Origin of the sequence: Niastella koreensis GR20-10 (assembly GCF_000246855.1) — a bacterium.
Taxonomy (GTDB): Bacteria; Bacteroidota; Bacteroidia; order Chitinophagales; family Chitinophagaceae; genus Niastella; species Niastella koreensis.
In genome coordinates, this window is the sequence record NC_016609.1 from 4,049,728 (window position 1) to 4,065,289 (window position 15,562).

At 47.4% G+C, this 15,562-nt stretch carries 11 protein-coding genes; 4 read left to right on the plus strand and 7 right to left on the minus strand.

The features are described 5' to 3' along the window. Window positions 1-52 precede the first annotated feature (52 nt). Both cphA and NIAKO_RS15715 read right to left on the minus strand, forming a co-directional pair. Window positions 53-2,686 (minus strand): cyanophycin synthetase, encoded by a 2,634-nt coding sequence (cphA, locus tag NIAKO_RS15710; RefSeq protein ID WP_014219438.1) that lies wholly within the window; start codon window positions 2,684-2,686, stop codon window positions 53-55. A gap of 102 nt (window positions 2,687-2,788) precedes the next feature. Next, window positions 2,789-3,703 (minus strand): isoaspartyl peptidase/L-asparaginase family protein, encoded by a 915-nt coding sequence (locus tag NIAKO_RS15715; RefSeq protein WP_014219439.1) that lies wholly within the window; start codon window positions 3,701-3,703, stop codon window positions 2,789-2,791. 83 nt (window positions 3,704-3,786) lie between these two features. On the opposite strand from NIAKO_RS15715, the gene NIAKO_RS15720 reads away from it, so the two are divergent. Beyond that, window positions 3,787-4,650, plus strand: a complete 864-nt coding sequence (locus NIAKO_RS15720) for a cyanophycinase (RefSeq protein ID WP_014219440.1) — start codon at window positions 3,787-3,789, stop codon at window positions 4,648-4,650. On the opposite strand, the gene NIAKO_RS15725 is transcribed toward NIAKO_RS15720, so the two are convergent. The 3 genes from NIAKO_RS15725 to NIAKO_RS15735 all read right to left on the minus strand — a co-directional run bounded on the left by NIAKO_RS15725 (window position 4,647) and on the right by NIAKO_RS15735 (window position 6,433). Continuing rightward, entirely contained in the window at window positions 4,647-5,825 is a 1,179-nt protein-coding gene (locus NIAKO_RS15725; protein ID WP_014219441.1) for a PAS domain-containing protein, read from the minus strand. The two genes, NIAKO_RS15720 and NIAKO_RS15725, sit on opposite strands and share 4 nt — an antisense overlap. 236 nt (window positions 5,826-6,061) lie before the next feature. Further along, window positions 6,062-6,265, minus strand: a complete 204-nt coding sequence (locus tag NIAKO_RS15730) for a hypothetical protein (RefSeq protein ID WP_041346807.1) — start codon at window positions 6,263-6,265, stop codon at window positions 6,062-6,064. Between the two features lie 3 nt (window positions 6,266-6,268). Further along, window positions 6,269-6,433, minus strand: coding sequence for a hypothetical protein (locus tag NIAKO_RS15735; RefSeq protein ID WP_155966912.1), 165 nt, complete (start codon window positions 6,431-6,433; stop codon window positions 6,269-6,271). 445 nt (window positions 6,434-6,878) lie between these two features. Here NIAKO_RS15735 and NIAKO_RS15740 point away from each other — a divergent pair, with 445 nt between their 5' ends. Then, window positions 6,879-9,977 carry a SusC/RagA family TonB-linked outer membrane protein gene (locus NIAKO_RS15740; RefSeq protein ID WP_014219442.1) on the plus strand — a complete coding sequence of 1,033 codons (3,099 nt, stop codon included), beginning with the start codon at window positions 6,879-6,881 and terminating at the stop codon, window positions 9,975-9,977. A 22-nt stretch (window positions 9,978-9,999) separates the two neighbouring features. Then, window positions 10,000-11,508, plus strand: a complete 1,509-nt coding sequence (locus NIAKO_RS15745) for a RagB/SusD family nutrient uptake outer membrane protein (protein WP_014219443.1) — start codon at window positions 10,000-10,002, stop codon at window positions 11,506-11,508. Window positions 11,509-11,699: 191 nt separating this feature from the next. Here NIAKO_RS15745 and NIAKO_RS15750 read toward each other — a convergent pair whose 3' ends face one another. Further along, window positions 11,700-13,706, minus strand: coding sequence for a carboxy terminal-processing peptidase (locus tag NIAKO_RS15750; RefSeq protein WP_014219444.1), 2,007 nt, complete (start codon window positions 13,704-13,706; stop codon window positions 11,700-11,702). Window positions 13,707-14,380: 674 nt separating this feature from the next. On the opposite strand from NIAKO_RS15750, the gene NIAKO_RS15755 reads away from it, so the two are divergent. After that, window positions 14,381-14,989 (plus strand): class I SAM-dependent methyltransferase, encoded by a 609-nt coding sequence (locus NIAKO_RS15755; protein ID WP_014219445.1) that lies wholly within the window; start codon window positions 14,381-14,383, stop codon window positions 14,987-14,989. A gap of 31 nt (window positions 14,990-15,020) precedes the next feature. Here NIAKO_RS15755 and NIAKO_RS15760 read toward each other — a convergent pair whose 3' ends face one another. Then, window positions 15,021-15,548 carry a hypothetical protein gene (locus tag NIAKO_RS15760; RefSeq protein WP_041346811.1) on the minus strand — a complete coding sequence of 176 codons (528 nt, stop codon included), beginning with the start codon at window positions 15,546-15,548 and terminating at the stop codon, window positions 15,021-15,023. Window positions 15,549-15,562 lie beyond the last annotated feature (14 nt).

The window sequence follows — 15,562 nt, forward strand, 5'->3', positions numbered from 1 at the left end:
GAGCTGTATTTCATTATCGAATTATCAAATTAGCTAATTAGCTAATTGGCATTTATGCAACCGCTTTTTCTGCCTTCGCCAGCTCAGGCACCAGGTACCTGCGGATATGGTCAACCACCGCTTTGATGTTATCGGCAAAAAATACTGTTACCGAATTGTCAACGGCCTGTTGAATAACGGTTTCCACTGCCTTTAATTCATTGGAAACAATAGTGGTCTTTTTCCCGGGCGCAACCTGCTGAATGCCTTCCATGATCAACCGGTCAATTTCTGCCGCGTCCCTGCCCCGCAGGTCATTATCGTGGCGGATGATCAGTTCGTCGAAGATGGCTGCGGCTTCTTTACCCAACGACCGGATGTCTTCATCACGGCGGTCGCCCACGCCTGTTATTACCCCCACTTTTACTTCGGCAGGCATGGAGCTGATGAAAGAAGCAATGGCTTTTAACCCGTGAGGATTATGAGCGTAGTCGACTATTATTTTGAACCGTTCAAAATCAAACACATTCATTCGTCCCGGGATTGTTTCCGGAGTAGGAATAAAGGTCTTCAATGCTTCGGCAATCCGGCCGGGATGAATGCGCTGGATAAACCCAGCCAGCGCTGCCGGCAATATATTTTGAATGTTGAACTCAGCCGCTCCTGAAAATGTAATTGGGATATCAGCCGCCCTGGCCACGGTATGTACCATTTGTCCGTGCCTGATAGTAATATAGCCATTATCATAAATAGCTGCCAGTCCGCCATTGTTCACATGATGCTGTACCCAGGCATTTTCGGGATCCATGGTAAAATAGGCCACGTTGCAGCGCAGGTTCGCCCGCATGTTCCAAACCATCTTATCATCTGCATTCAGGATGGCATACCCGTCTGCATGCACCGATTCGGGCAATACCGACTTCACCCTTGCCAGGTCCTGTAATGAATTAATACCCTGCAAGCCCAGGTGATCTGCTGCTATATTGGTAACGATGGCCACATCGCACTGGTCGAAACCGAGGCCATTGCGTAAGATACCGCCGCGTGCACACTCCAGCACCGCCATGTTTACTCCAGGATCTTTCAGCACGGTCCTGGTTGATTCAGGCCCCGTACAATCACCCTTTACGATCATTTGATCGTGAATGTAAATACCATCGGTAGTGGTATACCCTACTTTATAGCCGGCGTGTTTGGTAATGTGCGCCAACAGCCGGGTGGTGGTGGTTTTGCCATTGGTGCCGGTAACCGCCAATATGGGTATGCGTCCGGTTTTTTGCATGGGGAACAACATGTCAACGATGGCCTTGCCTACCGGACGCGGCTGGCCTTGTGAAGGCGACAGGTGCATGCGCAAACCCGGCGCCGCATTTACTTCCAGCACGGCGCCGCCGTTCTCAGCTATGGACGTACATACATCCGGCGCCATCAGATCTATCCCACAAATATTCAATCCTACCAGCCGGGCTATGCGTTCAAACAAAGCAACGTTAGCGGGATGCACCTGGTCCGTTACATCTTCAGCGGTGCCGCCGGTGCTGAGGTTAGCCGTTGTTTTCAACAACACCTGTTGTCCACACGGCAGTACACTCTCCGGCGTATATCCTTTTTGTGCGATCAGGTCAAGCGTACCATTATCGATAGCAATGCGGGTCAATACATTTTCATGGCCACTGCCCCTGCGTGGGTCTTCATTGATCTTGTCTATCAATTCACGAATGGTATGCACCCCGTCACCGGTTACTGACGGCGGTGTACGCAGTGCTGCAGCCGTGAACTTATAATCTACCACCAGGATGCGGTAATCGGACCCGGTGATGCATCTTTCACAGATCAATTCATTACTGATCTGTTTGGCCAGCCGGAATGCGGCGAGCGCCTCTTTATAATTCTTTATATTAGTGGTAATACCTTTACCCTGGCAACCATCCAATGGTTTTATCACAACCGGGTAACCGATCTCCTCTATTGCTGGCAATAATTGTTCTTCCTGGTTGATGAGGCTGCCTTCCGGTACCGGGATATAACTGCCCTGCAGCAATTGTTTGGTCACCTGTTTATTGCCGGCAATGTCCACCGCCAGGTTGCTGGTAGTATCGGCGACGGTGGCCAGAATGCGTTGCTGTTCGGCCCCATAGCCTAACTGGATAAATGATTCCTCATTCAACCGCATTACCGGGATATTCCTTTTGATGGCTTCCTGTACAATGGCATTAGTGCTGGGCCCAAAGCGATTCTTACCGGCTTTAGACCGGATGGCATCGACATGATGCCTGAGATCACAGGCGCTGCCATTAATGAGCGACTCTGCTATCTGCACGGCTGCCTGCGCGGCATATTTACCGGCCTCCATATCTTCATACGCAAACACTACGTTATACAATCCTTTTTTACCAGCGCCCCGGGTACGGCCGAAACCCACCTGCAGGCCAGCCAGGGTTTGTATTTCCAGGGCAAGGTGTTCAATTACATGACCCATCCAGGTACCATCCTGCACCCGTTTAAAAAAGCCACCACGTACCCCTTCTGAACATCGATGTTCGTTGAGTGATGGAATTAACGCCATGAGCCGTTCGTAGAACCCGGGAATAAGGTCGGTTGGCTGCTCTTCCAGCTCCTCGAGGTCAAGCAACATTACAATCAGTTTATGCTTGCGCACCGACCAGTAGTTTGGTCCCCCTGTTGCTTTTATATCAATGACTTTCATACTGAAATTAATAGTTTAAAAACAAACTATAAATTTCCATACCTATGAAAATGGTAAAGCGTGTTGTGGAGCAGCATTTCAATGGTGAAAACATTTCTACAGCTATTCAAAGATCTTTATCTCTATCTCCCCACTGGTGTAAGCACAGGCGCGGTACATACCTTCTGAATTGTAGGGCATTTGTATATTACCCCAGCGGTCAATGGCTATCAGGCCACCCGTGCCATCTATTTTTTGCAGGCGTTGCATAGCAAAAGCACAGGCATCCCGCAGGGTAAGCTGTTTATATTCTATGAGGCAGGAGATGTCATAGGCTACCACAGACCTGATAAAATGTTCTCCATCGCCTGTACAGGACACTGCGCAGGTATTGTTATTGGCATAAGTACCGCTGCCTATTATGGGACTGTCGCCCACGCGGCCATACCTTTTATTGGTAAGGCCGCCGGTACTGGTAGCAGCCGCCAGGTTACCGTTTTTATCCAGCGCAACGGCGCCCACTGTACCGAAATTTAAGTCAGCCGACTCATCCAGCTCATTCTCCTGTTTTTTCTTCCACTGATGATAACGCAGGTCGGTATAGAAATAATCCGCTGCAGCTTCTTCAAAACCCTGATCCCGGGCAAAATCAGCAGCGCCCTGACCGCTCAGTAAAACGTACCTGGTTTTTTCCATCACCGCCCTCGCCACCTGTATGGGGCTTTTAAAACCGCTGATGCCGGCGACCGCGCCGGCAGCCAGGGTTCTTCCGTCCATAATGGCCGCATCGAGGCTATGCCCTCCATCGGCATTGAAAACTGCGCCCCGGCCTGCATTGAAAAACGGACATTCTTCCAGTTCCCTAACGGCTGTTTCCAACGCATCGAGGCTCCGGCCTCCGTTTTGCAGAATATGCAAGCCGGCCTGCAGGGCCTGCCGTAATGCTTTTTCATATTGTTGTACTACATCTGGCGAAAAGCGTTCTCTGTGCAGGGTGCCTGCGCCGCCGTGAATGGCGATGGCAAATTGGTCGTTCATGTTCAAAAAAATATTTTGGGGTAGTTGTTCAATAACTACGCCATGGTTGTAGTGGAATACATACAAAAATAAAACCCAAGCGAATGGCTGAGATAAAAGGAACGTTGATACCTATTGGGGGTGCTGAAGACAAGGGCATTGATTATATAAAAAACGCAAAAGAAAACTCCCGCTTCGACTTTTTTGAAGCCGGCATTTTACGGCAGATCGTTAAACTGGTGGAGCGACAGGGCGCCCCGAAGATCGAATTGATCACCACGGCCTCCTCGTTTCCTGAAAAAATGGAAGAGACCTACTGCAACGCCTTTGGAAAATTAGGCTGCAAAAACATGAAGCATCTTTTTATTACTCACCGCGAACAGGTAGATACGGAAGAAAACCTGAACCGGTTGAAGGAATGTAATTGCATCATCTTTACCGGCGGCGACCAGCTTCGCTTAACCTCTATACTTGGTGGAACCGAATTGCTGGCCTGCATTAAAAGAAGGTACCAGGAAGAGCCGATTGTGGTGGCGGGCACCAGCGCCGGCGCCATGGCCATGGGCGGCACCATGATCTACGACGGCAACGCCACCCGCGCACACCTGAAGGGAGAAATAAAATTCAGTACCGGTTTTGATTTTATCAGTAATGTTATTATAGATACACATTTTGAAAAAAGAGGCCGTTTTAACCGGCTGGCCCAGGCAGTGGCGGTGCAGCCCGGCATTTTAGGTTTTGGCCTGGCAGAGGATACAGGCCTCATTATTACCGGGGGCAATGATATTGAGGTGATCGGCTCGGGCATCATCACGGTTTTAAACGGCAAGAATATAACTTACACCAATCTTATCGACATAGCTGAACGAATGCCTATTTCGGTTGAAAACATCATCGTGCATATTCTTTCGCAGGGCGAACATTTCGATCTTACCACCAATCAGCCGGCACGGCCGGGTGTTTCCTAAGTAGTAACCTGGCTCTTACTGCGAACGGACATGTCATTGAATAAAATGGCCACATGATGATCATCAGGTTCGTCGATGCGAAAGGCATACACATCATACCAGCGATTCAGTGGTTTGGCCTCATGCTGAAATCGTGACGGAACGCCGGTGACAGCAACATTGCCAAAGATCCGGATCCAGTCTTCTTCAATATCAGCCGCCAGTTCCCGCATGGTTTTGCCAATAACCTCGTTCAACCCGGTATGTTTTTCAAATACTGCATTCACCTCCAGGAAGCGGTAGTCTACCGCCTTTTTCCTGTTATTGAAAATAACCTCAATAATGCAAAACCCTTCATCCATAGACTCAATGATCCGGTGGTATTTATCGGTAATGCGCTGCGCTAACTCGTCCTTCATCCGCAACATTTCCTGGGTTGTCATTTTCTGTTCCGTTATATCATCTGCCGTTACGGCAACGCCGTCGCCCATTTTAACGGCTTTCACCTTGTACCAGTTATTGTATCCCGGTACATCATAATGATAGATCCATTCTGCGGGGTTACCGGTTTCAACCACCATTTTCAGACTTTCGAGATGTTCTGTGTTCATCATTTCGGGATGCCGTTGCAGGTATAGCTGCGCAAACGGGTCGCCGCCTTCGGTGAGTTTCGCCAGGGTATTGGTGAGCAGGTACTTGAAATCAATTATTTCGCCATTTTTATTTCGTACCGCTTCTACAACTGTTATCGTGTTCAGTGAGGAGTCAAAAACAGACTGCAGCAGGATGTTGCTTCTTATGACCTGCTGTTCGGCCATTTTCATAGCTGTAATTTCCCTGGTCGTCATTATCAGGCCATCCTCAAATTTGACAATGGACTGGTAAAACCATTGAGACCTGAACTGTTCGAAGGAATAGTGTTGTTCGTACCGCTGGGGAACGCCCGTTGTGGCAACCTGCACCATGCGGTTAAAAATGCCGGACCGCATAACACCGGGGTTTTGTTGAATCAGGCTTTTACCAATCACATCGCCATTCTGTTCAACGGCCTGTTTATTGTTGGCCGTCCAGATGAAATCAATAATATTGCTGTCTTTATCTCTTACCGCCTGAAAAACCTGTACTACGTCAAGTGAACAGTCTATAAAGGATTGTATGTATCCCTGGTTTGCAATAGTTTTTTGCCTGGTTGCCATGAGCGTCAATTTAGAAGAAGATGTAGTAAAATTTAAACAACGCTGAGTATAATACAATTTACAAAACTTATTTCAAGACAACCGGAATTCCCACTCTAATTATGGCAGAAGTGATGTTAAAGGAATTGGAACGCAGGAGTGATGCGTTAAAAACAATGAGAAATAAATAAAAGGAAGGCACTGCGGTGCCTTCCCCGGTTATTACTTTGTCAGTGCAGTGTTTTGCTGGATCGTATTCAGGAAACCCAGGGCATGGTTATACTGTTGCCCTTTGGTTTGTACCCGCTGTTGAGCGCAAAACTGTTCTGTTGCCCCAAAATGTTCTGGTCGCCATTTGAAACGTTTACCTCGGGATCAACACCCTTATATTTGGTAATGGTAAACAGGTTGGTGGCAGAGAAATACACCCGCAGCGTAGTAATATTCCTGCGGTTCAGCAACGTTTATGGGAAAGAGTAACCAACAGAAAGATTACGCAGGCGAACAAAGGAACCATCTTTCAGGAAACGGCAGGGGATAATCGCGGCATTATTACCTGAAACCGTCAACCTCGGCACATCTGTAATATCGCCTGGTTTTTGCCAGCGGTTTAATTCTTCTTTCAACATGGCAAATACGCGGTTTCTCGAGCCGCCATGCCCCATGCGATAGCGGGCCTGTAAGATACTGCACTTTATTTAGTCCACATTTTTTGTGTACTATTTAATATTAACATTACATACATTAAAACTATCAAGTTTCGCACAGTCATCCGTTGCATTTACCATTTAAAAATATTGCTGAAACAATTTAGTCTATCATTTTGGTGGGTTTATTCCTTGTCATATATTTGCACCATCACATGAAAATTACTAACACATATCCATTGTCAATTCTGTTCAACTTTTATTTCCCGTACTCCTGTTGCTGTTGTACTGGCTAGCAGCTAATTCTTGACACTTTTCTACTATTGGTATCTGGTCCGCCGGGCGGGCTAACCTATTTGCATTGCCATACACCATCGGGTTCTGATGGTGGTGACATCGTTTTTTCTATACATTAACCTATATACGTATGCTACAAAAACAAGGCTTGCTCGCACTGATACTGCTATTCAGCAGCGGGCTTTTTGCACAAACAAAACTAATCCGCGGTGTGGTACTGAGCGCTGAAAACAAACAGCCGCTTGAAGGCGCCACCATAGTCGTGAACAAATCAGCACATCCCGCTGTTACCAATGCCCAGGGACGTTTTGAAGTGGCGGTAGAGCAGGACAAAGCAACACTCACCATTTCATTTGTAGGAAGAGAGTCTTACGAAACAGAAGTGAAAGCAGGTGAGCCCCAATTGACCATTCTTTTAAAAGCCTCCAATACTACGCTTGAAGAAGTAGTGGCGGTTGCGTACACCACGGTTAAACGGTCGGGCTATCCCGGTGCAGTGGCCTCTATTTCTTCCGACAAAGTAAATAACCGGCTTACGCCCAATATCACGAATGCCTTGCAGGGGCTGGCGCCCGGTATTCAAACCACTTCCGCTAACGGGCAGCCTGGTAACAGTTCCGCCATCCGAATCCGCGGTGTGGGCAGCATCAATGCCTCCAGTGCGCCGTTGTTCGTGGTGGATGGCGCACCGTATGATGGGGATATCAACGCACTCGATCCGGCAGATATTGCCGCTATCAGCATCCTGAAAGACGCTACAGCCGCCAACCTGTATGGATCACGGGCAGCCAATGGCGTTATCATCATCACTACCAAACAGGGTAAGAAGGGCGATGCCACCATTAATGCCACCCTGAACCAGGGCTGGAGCAGCCGGGCGGTGAAAGATTATGACAAACTGGGCACCGATCAATACTTTGAATTGTATTGGGAAGCCCTGCGCAACAAAGCAATTGCTAACGGACAAACCAATGCGCAGGCAGCGGCTTCTGCCAGCAGTTCCTTGGTATCAAACCTGGGCATCAACCCGTATGGCACTACCTACCCCGAGCCCGTTGGCCACGATGGCAAACTGGTTGCCGGCGCCCACCCATTGTGGAACGATGACTGGGAAAAAGGCATGCACCGGAACGCCAAATACACCCAGGCACAACTCAGTTTTGCAGGCGGCAGCGATAAATCTACCTACTACGTTGGCGGTGGTTACACCAATAACGAAGGCGCGTTTATCGAATCGGGTTTTAAACGGTATAACTTCAGGAGCAATCTTACGCTGCAGGCAAAGCCCTGGTTAAAAGTAGGGCTTAACCTCAACGGAGCCAGCACGTCGCAGGACTATCCCACTTCCTCCGACTCCAAGCAGGCCAATGTGGTGTTATTTGGCCGGACCATTCCCGGCTTCTACCCCATTTATCAGCGCAATGCCGATGGCAGTTACAAACCAGACAACAATGGCCAACTGCAGTTCGATTACGGCGCCTACCGGCCTAATGCAGCCTTACCAAAGTACAATCTCATTGGCTCCATGCCACTGAATAAGTCGAGAAACACCAATGAAAATGTTTCTGCCCGTACCTATCTTGAAGCGGCCATTACCAAAGCGCTGAAGGTTAAAACAAGCTTTAACCTGGATTATACCAACAGCAACTCCTTATATTACACCAATCCATTACTGGGCGAAGATGCCGCCATTGGCGGCACCATTCAAAAAAGCAGCAGCCGTTTTCTTGCCTATACCTGGAACAATATTGCCACCTACGATGTAGACATAGCATCGGCACATCACATTAACCTGCTGGCCGGACAGGAATATTATTACCTGAGCTCAAGCGGCCTTAGCGGGAACCGGCAGAATTTTGCATTGCCCTATTTGTATGAACCGGTAGCCGCTTCACAACTAATGGATTTTACCGGCACCTCCGATAACTATACCAAACTGAGCTTCTTTGGCCAGGGACAATACAATTACCTGGGTAAATACTTCTTTACCGCTTCTGTGCGCAAAGATGGTTCCTCCCGCTTTTCGCCCGACAGCCGCTGGGGTACATTCTGGAGCACCGGCGCCAGCTGGCGAATTTCGGAGGAGGAATTTTTAAAGTCTGTAAACTGGCTGAGCGCCCTTACCATAAAAACAAGTTATGGCGCTTCCGGCAATGATAACCTGTCGGCTACTAACGGTGGTTATTATGCTTATCTCGCCCTGTACAATATAGAAAACAACCAGGGTAACGGGGGCGTTGTTCCCTCGCGGCTGCCAACACCCGGGCTAAAATGGGAAAGCAACCTGAACTTCAATACCGGGATTGACTTTGGCTTTTTGAAAAACAGGATCTACGGAAGTTTTAATTATTACAGAAGAACCAGTAAAGACCTGTTGTACTCCAAACCGCTGGCCGGCTCTACGGGTTTCACCGCCATAAGCGCCAATATTGGCGAATTGCGCAATACCGGGGTGGAACTGGAACTGAATGTGGTTCCGGTTAGCACCAAAGACTGGAGATGGCAATTAGGCATTAACGTGGCGCACAACAAAAACGAGCTCACATCCCTGCCACAAAAGGAGATCATCAGCGGTACCAAAAAACTGATGGTAGGCAAATCCGTGTATGATTTCTTCCTGCGCCAGTGGGCCGGTGTAGACCCTGCTACGGGTAATCCTTTGTGGTACCGTACTACAGCCGATGGTAAAAAGGAAACCACTTCTACCTACGCACAGGGTACACAATATTATGCCGGTTCTGCCCTGCCCGATGTAACCGGTGGCATTACCAGCTCACTCAATTATAAACAGGTGGAATTATCGTTTGTGTTTGCTTACAGCCTGGGCGGTAAGGTGCTGGATGCCGATTATATTTCCCTGATGACCGGCGCTGTGAATCCCGGCCGTAACTGGTCGCCCGAACTATTGAGCCGCTGGACGCCCGACCATACCAATACCAACGTACCCCGCTTTACCACGGATGACCTGGGCTTTAGCTCTACCAGCACCCGCTTTTTATACGATGCTACCTATGCCCGGTTGAAACAGGTCTCGCTGGGTTACAATCTGCCGGCAAACCTGCTGGGCCGCATCGGGTTTAAATCGGCCAAAGTATATGGGCTGGCAGAGAACCTGCTCACCTTTTATGGCCACCAGGGCATGGACCCCGAACAGGCTGTAGATGGCACCACCTACTATCAGTATCCGCAAATGAAAACCATCTCCGTTGGCTTACAGATAGGCTTATAATGCACATTTAAAATTATCAATTATGAAAACATACCAATCATATATATACATTGCCGCGCTGCTATTTGGGCTATCGGCCTGCAACAAGCAATTAAACACCGCACCATCCGATGCTGTGCCCGAAGAAATTGTGCTGAAGTCAGTGACCAACTTGAACACCCTGTACGAAGGCACCTGGCGGGCCATGATGGACGACTTTTATGGTGATATTTATGGTAACCCCGGTTTTAAAACCATTGCATTGGTAAGCGAAGCCATGGGCGACGATGTGAACCTGATCACCACCAAATACAGTTATGCCCCCGTTTACCGGTTCACCCAAATGGTTGATAAAACCCAAAGCCGCAATAATGTTATCTGGAACCAGCTGTACAAGATCATTAACAGCGCCAACATCATTCTGGCCAATGTTGATAAGGTAAGCGGTGATGCTGCCGACAAACAGGTGCTGAAAGGACAGGCACTGGCATTGCGGGCGCATGTGTACCTCACCATCGCTTCGTTTTACCAGTTCTCCTATTTAAAAGACCCACTGGCCAAAACAGCGCCTATTTATACCACACCCACCACCGATACTACCCATGGCAACCCCAAGGCAACGCTGAAGGACATTTATTCGCTGGTAGTTACCGATCTGTTGCAGGCGAAAGATTTGCTGAACGGGTATCAGCGTACGGCCAAGTACAAGATCAACCAGGACGTAGTAAATGGTTTGCTGGCCCGCGCTTATCTGAATACAGGACAATGGCTTTCCGCCGCCGCAGCAGCTGATGAAGCATTGAAGAATTATCCCCTGATGCCACCGGCAGATTATACCAGGGGCTTCAACGATGTAAACAATTCAGAATGGATCTGGGGTCACCCGGAAACACCCAGCCAGAGCGATGGCAGTTACAGTTTTAACTTCCTGGATGTTTCTTCTGCTGCTTCAGGCTATTACAGCTTTATGGCCGATCCGTTCTTTGGCGATCTTTTCGACAATGGTGATATCCGCAAAACCCTTTTCAGCTGGGACCCTAATGCCGGCCGCCAGGGTTACCTGCAATATAAAAAGTTCAGGTTCCGCGACGATGTAACCGGTGATCTTGTTTTGATGAGAAGCGCAGAAGCTTACCTGATTAAAGCGGAAGGATACGCGCGCAACAACAATATTACCGATGGCGCTGCCGCCCTGAACGCATTACGCACTGCCCGGGGCGCCGTTACTTTTGACGCTACAGGCGCTACCCAGCAACAGTTGCTCGATGCCGTTTTGCTGGAACGCAGAAAAGAATTGTGGGGAGAAGGTTTTGCCCTGTCGGACATAATCCGCAACCAATTGCCGGTGGTACGCAAACCGTATGTAGATGCGAGTGGTAACGATCGCCTGATAGGCTACACACAATCAGATGGTTCTATTAAACAGTACCCAATCAAATACCATACGGCCCTGAAGTTTGCAGATGGCACACCGTTCATACCCAATAGTATTAATTATTTGTTCACCCTTCCGCAAACGGAAGAACAAAACAATCCCAACCTGCTTAATTAATGTCCAATATCGAATGTCCAATATTGAATATCGAAGTAAAGAACCTGAGCGGGGATTTAACTTTTTAATTTCTCATTTTTCATACCTCATTCTTCATTTCATCAAAAAAGCCCCAACGGTACCGTGGGGCTTTTTCATTATTGTATTTTCTTACTTCAATATTCGACATTCAACATTCGATATTAATATTCTTATTGCATTTCCGTCATAGTGTTCAGCACCTGTTCCAGGTAAATGTCTTTGGCCAGGCCTTTCACCCAGGGGCCATTGTCTTTTCCCGGAAGTTCCTGTACATCCATCATTCTCTTCTCCGGCAATTGCAGCACGGCGTCAAACTGGTGGGCTATGCGGGCCCGTTGTACCAGGTGGGCTTTGTACAGCGCCAGCGTCATTCCCTGCCCGCGGGTATTTTTGAAAATTTCCAGCGTATCATTGTACCGGCGAATGCAGTTAAAAGCGCTGTCGCGCTTAATGCGTTCTGTTGCATGCGCAACCAGTTGGTCGGTATTGTTATTGGAACGTTCGGTAAACGCCAAAGGTTGTATGCCATCCCAGGTAAGGGCAAAAGGCATATTCGCTTCGTGAATGCCCTGCGTTTCATAAATATCAGGCAGCACAATATCCGGGATCACTCCTTTTTGCTGGGTGGAACCGCCATTGATGCGGTAGAATTTTTTTACGGTGAGTTTCAACGCGCCTTCTTTTTGCTGGCCCAATTGCATTTCATTCTGTACGGTGCCTTTACCAAATGTGGAACTGCCTATAATAAGCCCGCGTTTGTAATCCTGGATGGCAGCAGCAAAGATCTCGGAGGCGGAAGCGCTCAGTTCGTTTACCATTACCACCAATGGACCATTGTACAGCGGTTCAAGCCGGTTGCCGGTTATTACCTGTGGCGTTCCATTGCCCGATCTTACCTGTACTATCGGCCCGCTGCCAACAAACATGCCCACCATCTTTACTACCTGCACCATAGAGCCGCCCCCATTATTACGCAGATCGATGATGATGCTGTTCACGTTCTCTGCTTTCAGCTTGTTCACTTCTTTCTCTATATCATCAGCACAATGCGCCCCATCTGCATGGGCGAAATCATCATAAAATACCGGCAGGTAGATATATCCTGTTTTCTTTCCGTCTTTCATAATGATGGCGCTTCTGGCGCCTGCTTCTTCCCTGCGTATTTCTTCTCTTACCAGGGATACGATAACAATATTGCCATCGGCTTTGCGAACATACAACCTTACCATAGTGCCCTTTTCACCGCGAACAAGCCGGGCTACTTCTTTAACCGACATGCCTTCCACTTCAACCGGCGTGTCGTCATTCCCCTGCCCTACTTTCACGATCTGATCGTTGATGGTAAGGGCATTGCTTTTCCAGGCCGGGCCACCGGCGTCGAGCGAGGCAATGATCACATGGCCTTCTTCATCTTCCTGTAACAGGGAGCCAATGCCGTAAAAACGATTGGCCATGTGCTGGTCAAATTCCTGTTTATCGAGCGGCGGAAAATAATCTGAATGCGGATCTGTATAACGAAGAATGCTGTTCAGGTAATTGCTGAACAGCTGTTGCGTATTCTGACCAAAGTACCGGGCCAGTTTTTTGTCCAGTTGCTTCAACAGGCTCTCGCGGGCCGTCTGCTCCAGCTGCTTATCTGTTTTGCCGTGGTTGGCATCACCGGGTTTGCTTTGTGCGCGCTGCTCCTGCAGGGCGGTGAATTTTTCGAGTACAACCTGTTTCAGGTAATTGTTCCACCTGCGTTCACGCTCGGTATCATTCGCAGGGAAGTTTACATACTCCTTATCAGGAAAAATACTATCCTTGTCATTGAAGGTAAACGGATGGGTCAACAATCGCCTGTAGATCCCCGCAACCTCGTTGTATCTTTTTGCATACAGGCTTGTAACGGCAGGAAAAAACTGGATGGAATCGCCATGCAATTCATTATCAAGGGAAAACTCCCAGGCGGCCAGCTGCTTAATATCTTCTTCCAGGAAGATATATTTACGGTTATCAAGGGAATGCAGGTGCGCTTCCCAAACGCCTTTGGAAAAATGGTCGTTGATAACCGGTTGCAGGTAATGCCTTTGTTCCAGCATAGCTCCCACTTGCGTGAGAATGCTGCGCTGGTCATCGCGCGGCGGGGTAAAAGCCTGTAAGGCTACCCATGCAATCGTTATTATTCCTTTTTTCATCTCCACACCAAACGGTTATAGAAGCGATTTATTATCCACATTCGTGTTTATGTAACACCCTCATCTTCAGATTTATCGGATTTACGGCCAATATGAATATTTTATTTTTTCAGACAATAAAATCAGGGCACATATTGATAATGCGTACCTCATTCTTCAAAAGTTTCTGCCCGAAGTTGTCAATAAAGTCACTTATTCACAACAACGGGGCATTTTGATCAAACTTTGTGTCATATCTCATTAAAGATGCCGCATTTAGGACTAACTATAAGGCATTTCGAACCATTGGAGTAACCTGACATAACTTTGGAGCAACCTGACTAAACATTGGAATAAACTGTATAAACATTGGAGCAACCCGGTATAACTTTTAGACAACCCTGCACAACATTGACTCATAAGTGCATAACATTGGAGCATAAGTTGCCTATTTATGGTGAAAAGTACTAAAGATATATGCATAAGTTAAGCAGATATGCTCTAATCTAACGAACTGATGGTCCAAAGTTGGTCCTGGATGATCTATTTGTAAGAATTGGCAGGATATAATTGGTATTTCATTTACTATAATGAGTGAGGGTTGACACATTGTTAGTAAAGGCCATTGCATCAATAAACGAGGATGAATTAAAGTCGGGTAAAAACATCACTTATCAGGCAACCGAATAAATTAAATGCAAAACAAACTTCAACAAGACTTCGGCAATATTGACATCTACCTGTTCGACCAACTGCTGAAAGGCCGTTATGACAACTGTAAAAAAGTTCTGGATGCCGGCTGTGGCCATGGACGAAACCTGGTTTACTTTTTACGTAATGGTTACGAGGTTTTTGGGATTGATCCGCAACCGCACGCTGTTGAAGCAGTGAGGGAATTATCAGCCGCATTGGCCCCGGCTAATTCGTTGCAGAATTTCGTAGTAAGCACAGCAGAAGATCTGCCCTTTACCGATGTCACCTTTGACCTGGTTATCAGCAGCGCGGTCCTGCACTTTGCAAAGGAAGCATCCCATTTCGACGCCATGCTGCGGGCTATGTTCCGGGTTTTAAAACCAGGCGGCTACTTTTTTGCGCGCTTAGCATCGGACATTGGGATTGAGCACCTGGTAAAACCCACAGGTAATAACCGCTATTTACTGCCAGATGGTTCGGAACGCTATTTGGTTAATGAACAGGTGCTGTTACAATATACCAATGAGTTCGGCGTATTATATGAACCCATTAAAACCACCAATGTGCAGCATATGCGTTGCATGACCACGTGGTGTGTTATGAAGAATTAAGTCGTATACATGCCTTATGCCTGTCATTGTCTTATTCCTTTTCAAACCGTGAAAGGTTCCATAATCTGAGCACGCTATCTATTTGTTGCCGATCGAGTTTCATCTTTTCATAACGGGGATATTTTGAGTCGTCAATGATAACGTCCTTGGGCTCTATTTTTAATTTGCGGGTGTCTATTTTACCAAATTTTGCGTAAATCTCCAGGCTGTCATTCTCCCATAACAATGCGGTTTCTATATCAAGTTGAAGGATCGTTGTGTCGTTCAATTGCTTTCTGTAGAGATCTTCTTCATTTGTGACTTTACCATTTGTGATAACCCGGATGGTTTTTGAACTATGATATGCTCCATTGTCAGCTGGCACATTGTCTATTTCATATGTCGTCCATGCGCCACAGCAATTATGGGCACTCATATAATGTTTAATAAGCGGAGAACCGAATTTCCGGCGAACGGGATTATATTTTATTCCAAATTCAAAATTGTCTGCGCAATTGAAAGTGCAGGAAGGCAAAAAGAAAGCAATTGTAAATATTATGAGGGGTAGCGCCAGTTTCATAAAATAATTCAAAA

Bases quoted from the DNA above. Each gene is read 5' to 3' on its own strand.
- cphA (WP_014219438.1), bottom strand. From the start codon at position 2,686: ATGAAAGTCATTGATATAAAAGCAACAGGGGGACCAAACTACTGGTCG.
- NIAKO_RS15715 (WP_014219439.1), bottom strand. From the start codon at position 3,703: ATGAACGACCAATTTGCCATCGCCATTCACGGCGGCGCAGGCACCCTG.
- NIAKO_RS15720 (WP_014219440.1), top strand. From the start codon at position 3,787: ATGGCTGAGATAAAAGGAACGTTGATACCTATTGGGGGTGCTGAAGAC.
- NIAKO_RS15725 (WP_014219441.1), bottom strand. From the start codon at position 5,825: ATGGCAACCAGGCAAAAAACTATTGCAAACCAGGGATACATACAATCC.
- NIAKO_RS15735 (WP_155966912.1), bottom strand. From the start codon at position 6,433: ATGTTGAAAGAAGAATTAAACCGCTGGCAAAAACCAGGCGATATTACA.
- NIAKO_RS15740 (WP_014219442.1), top strand. From the start codon at position 6,879: ATGCTACAAAAACAAGGCTTGCTCGCACTGATACTGCTATTCAGCAGC.
- NIAKO_RS15745 (WP_014219443.1), top strand. From the start codon at position 10,000: ATGAAAACATACCAATCATATATATACATTGCCGCGCTGCTATTTGGG.
- NIAKO_RS15750 (WP_014219444.1), bottom strand. From the start codon at position 13,706: ATGAAAAAAGGAATAATAACGATTGCATGGGTAGCCTTACAGGCTTTT.
- NIAKO_RS15755 (WP_014219445.1), top strand. From the start codon at position 14,381: ATGCAAAACAAACTTCAACAAGACTTCGGCAATATTGACATCTACCTG.
- NIAKO_RS15760 (WP_041346811.1), bottom strand. From the start codon at position 15,548: ATGAAACTGGCGCTACCCCTCATAATATTTACAATTGCTTTCTTTTTG.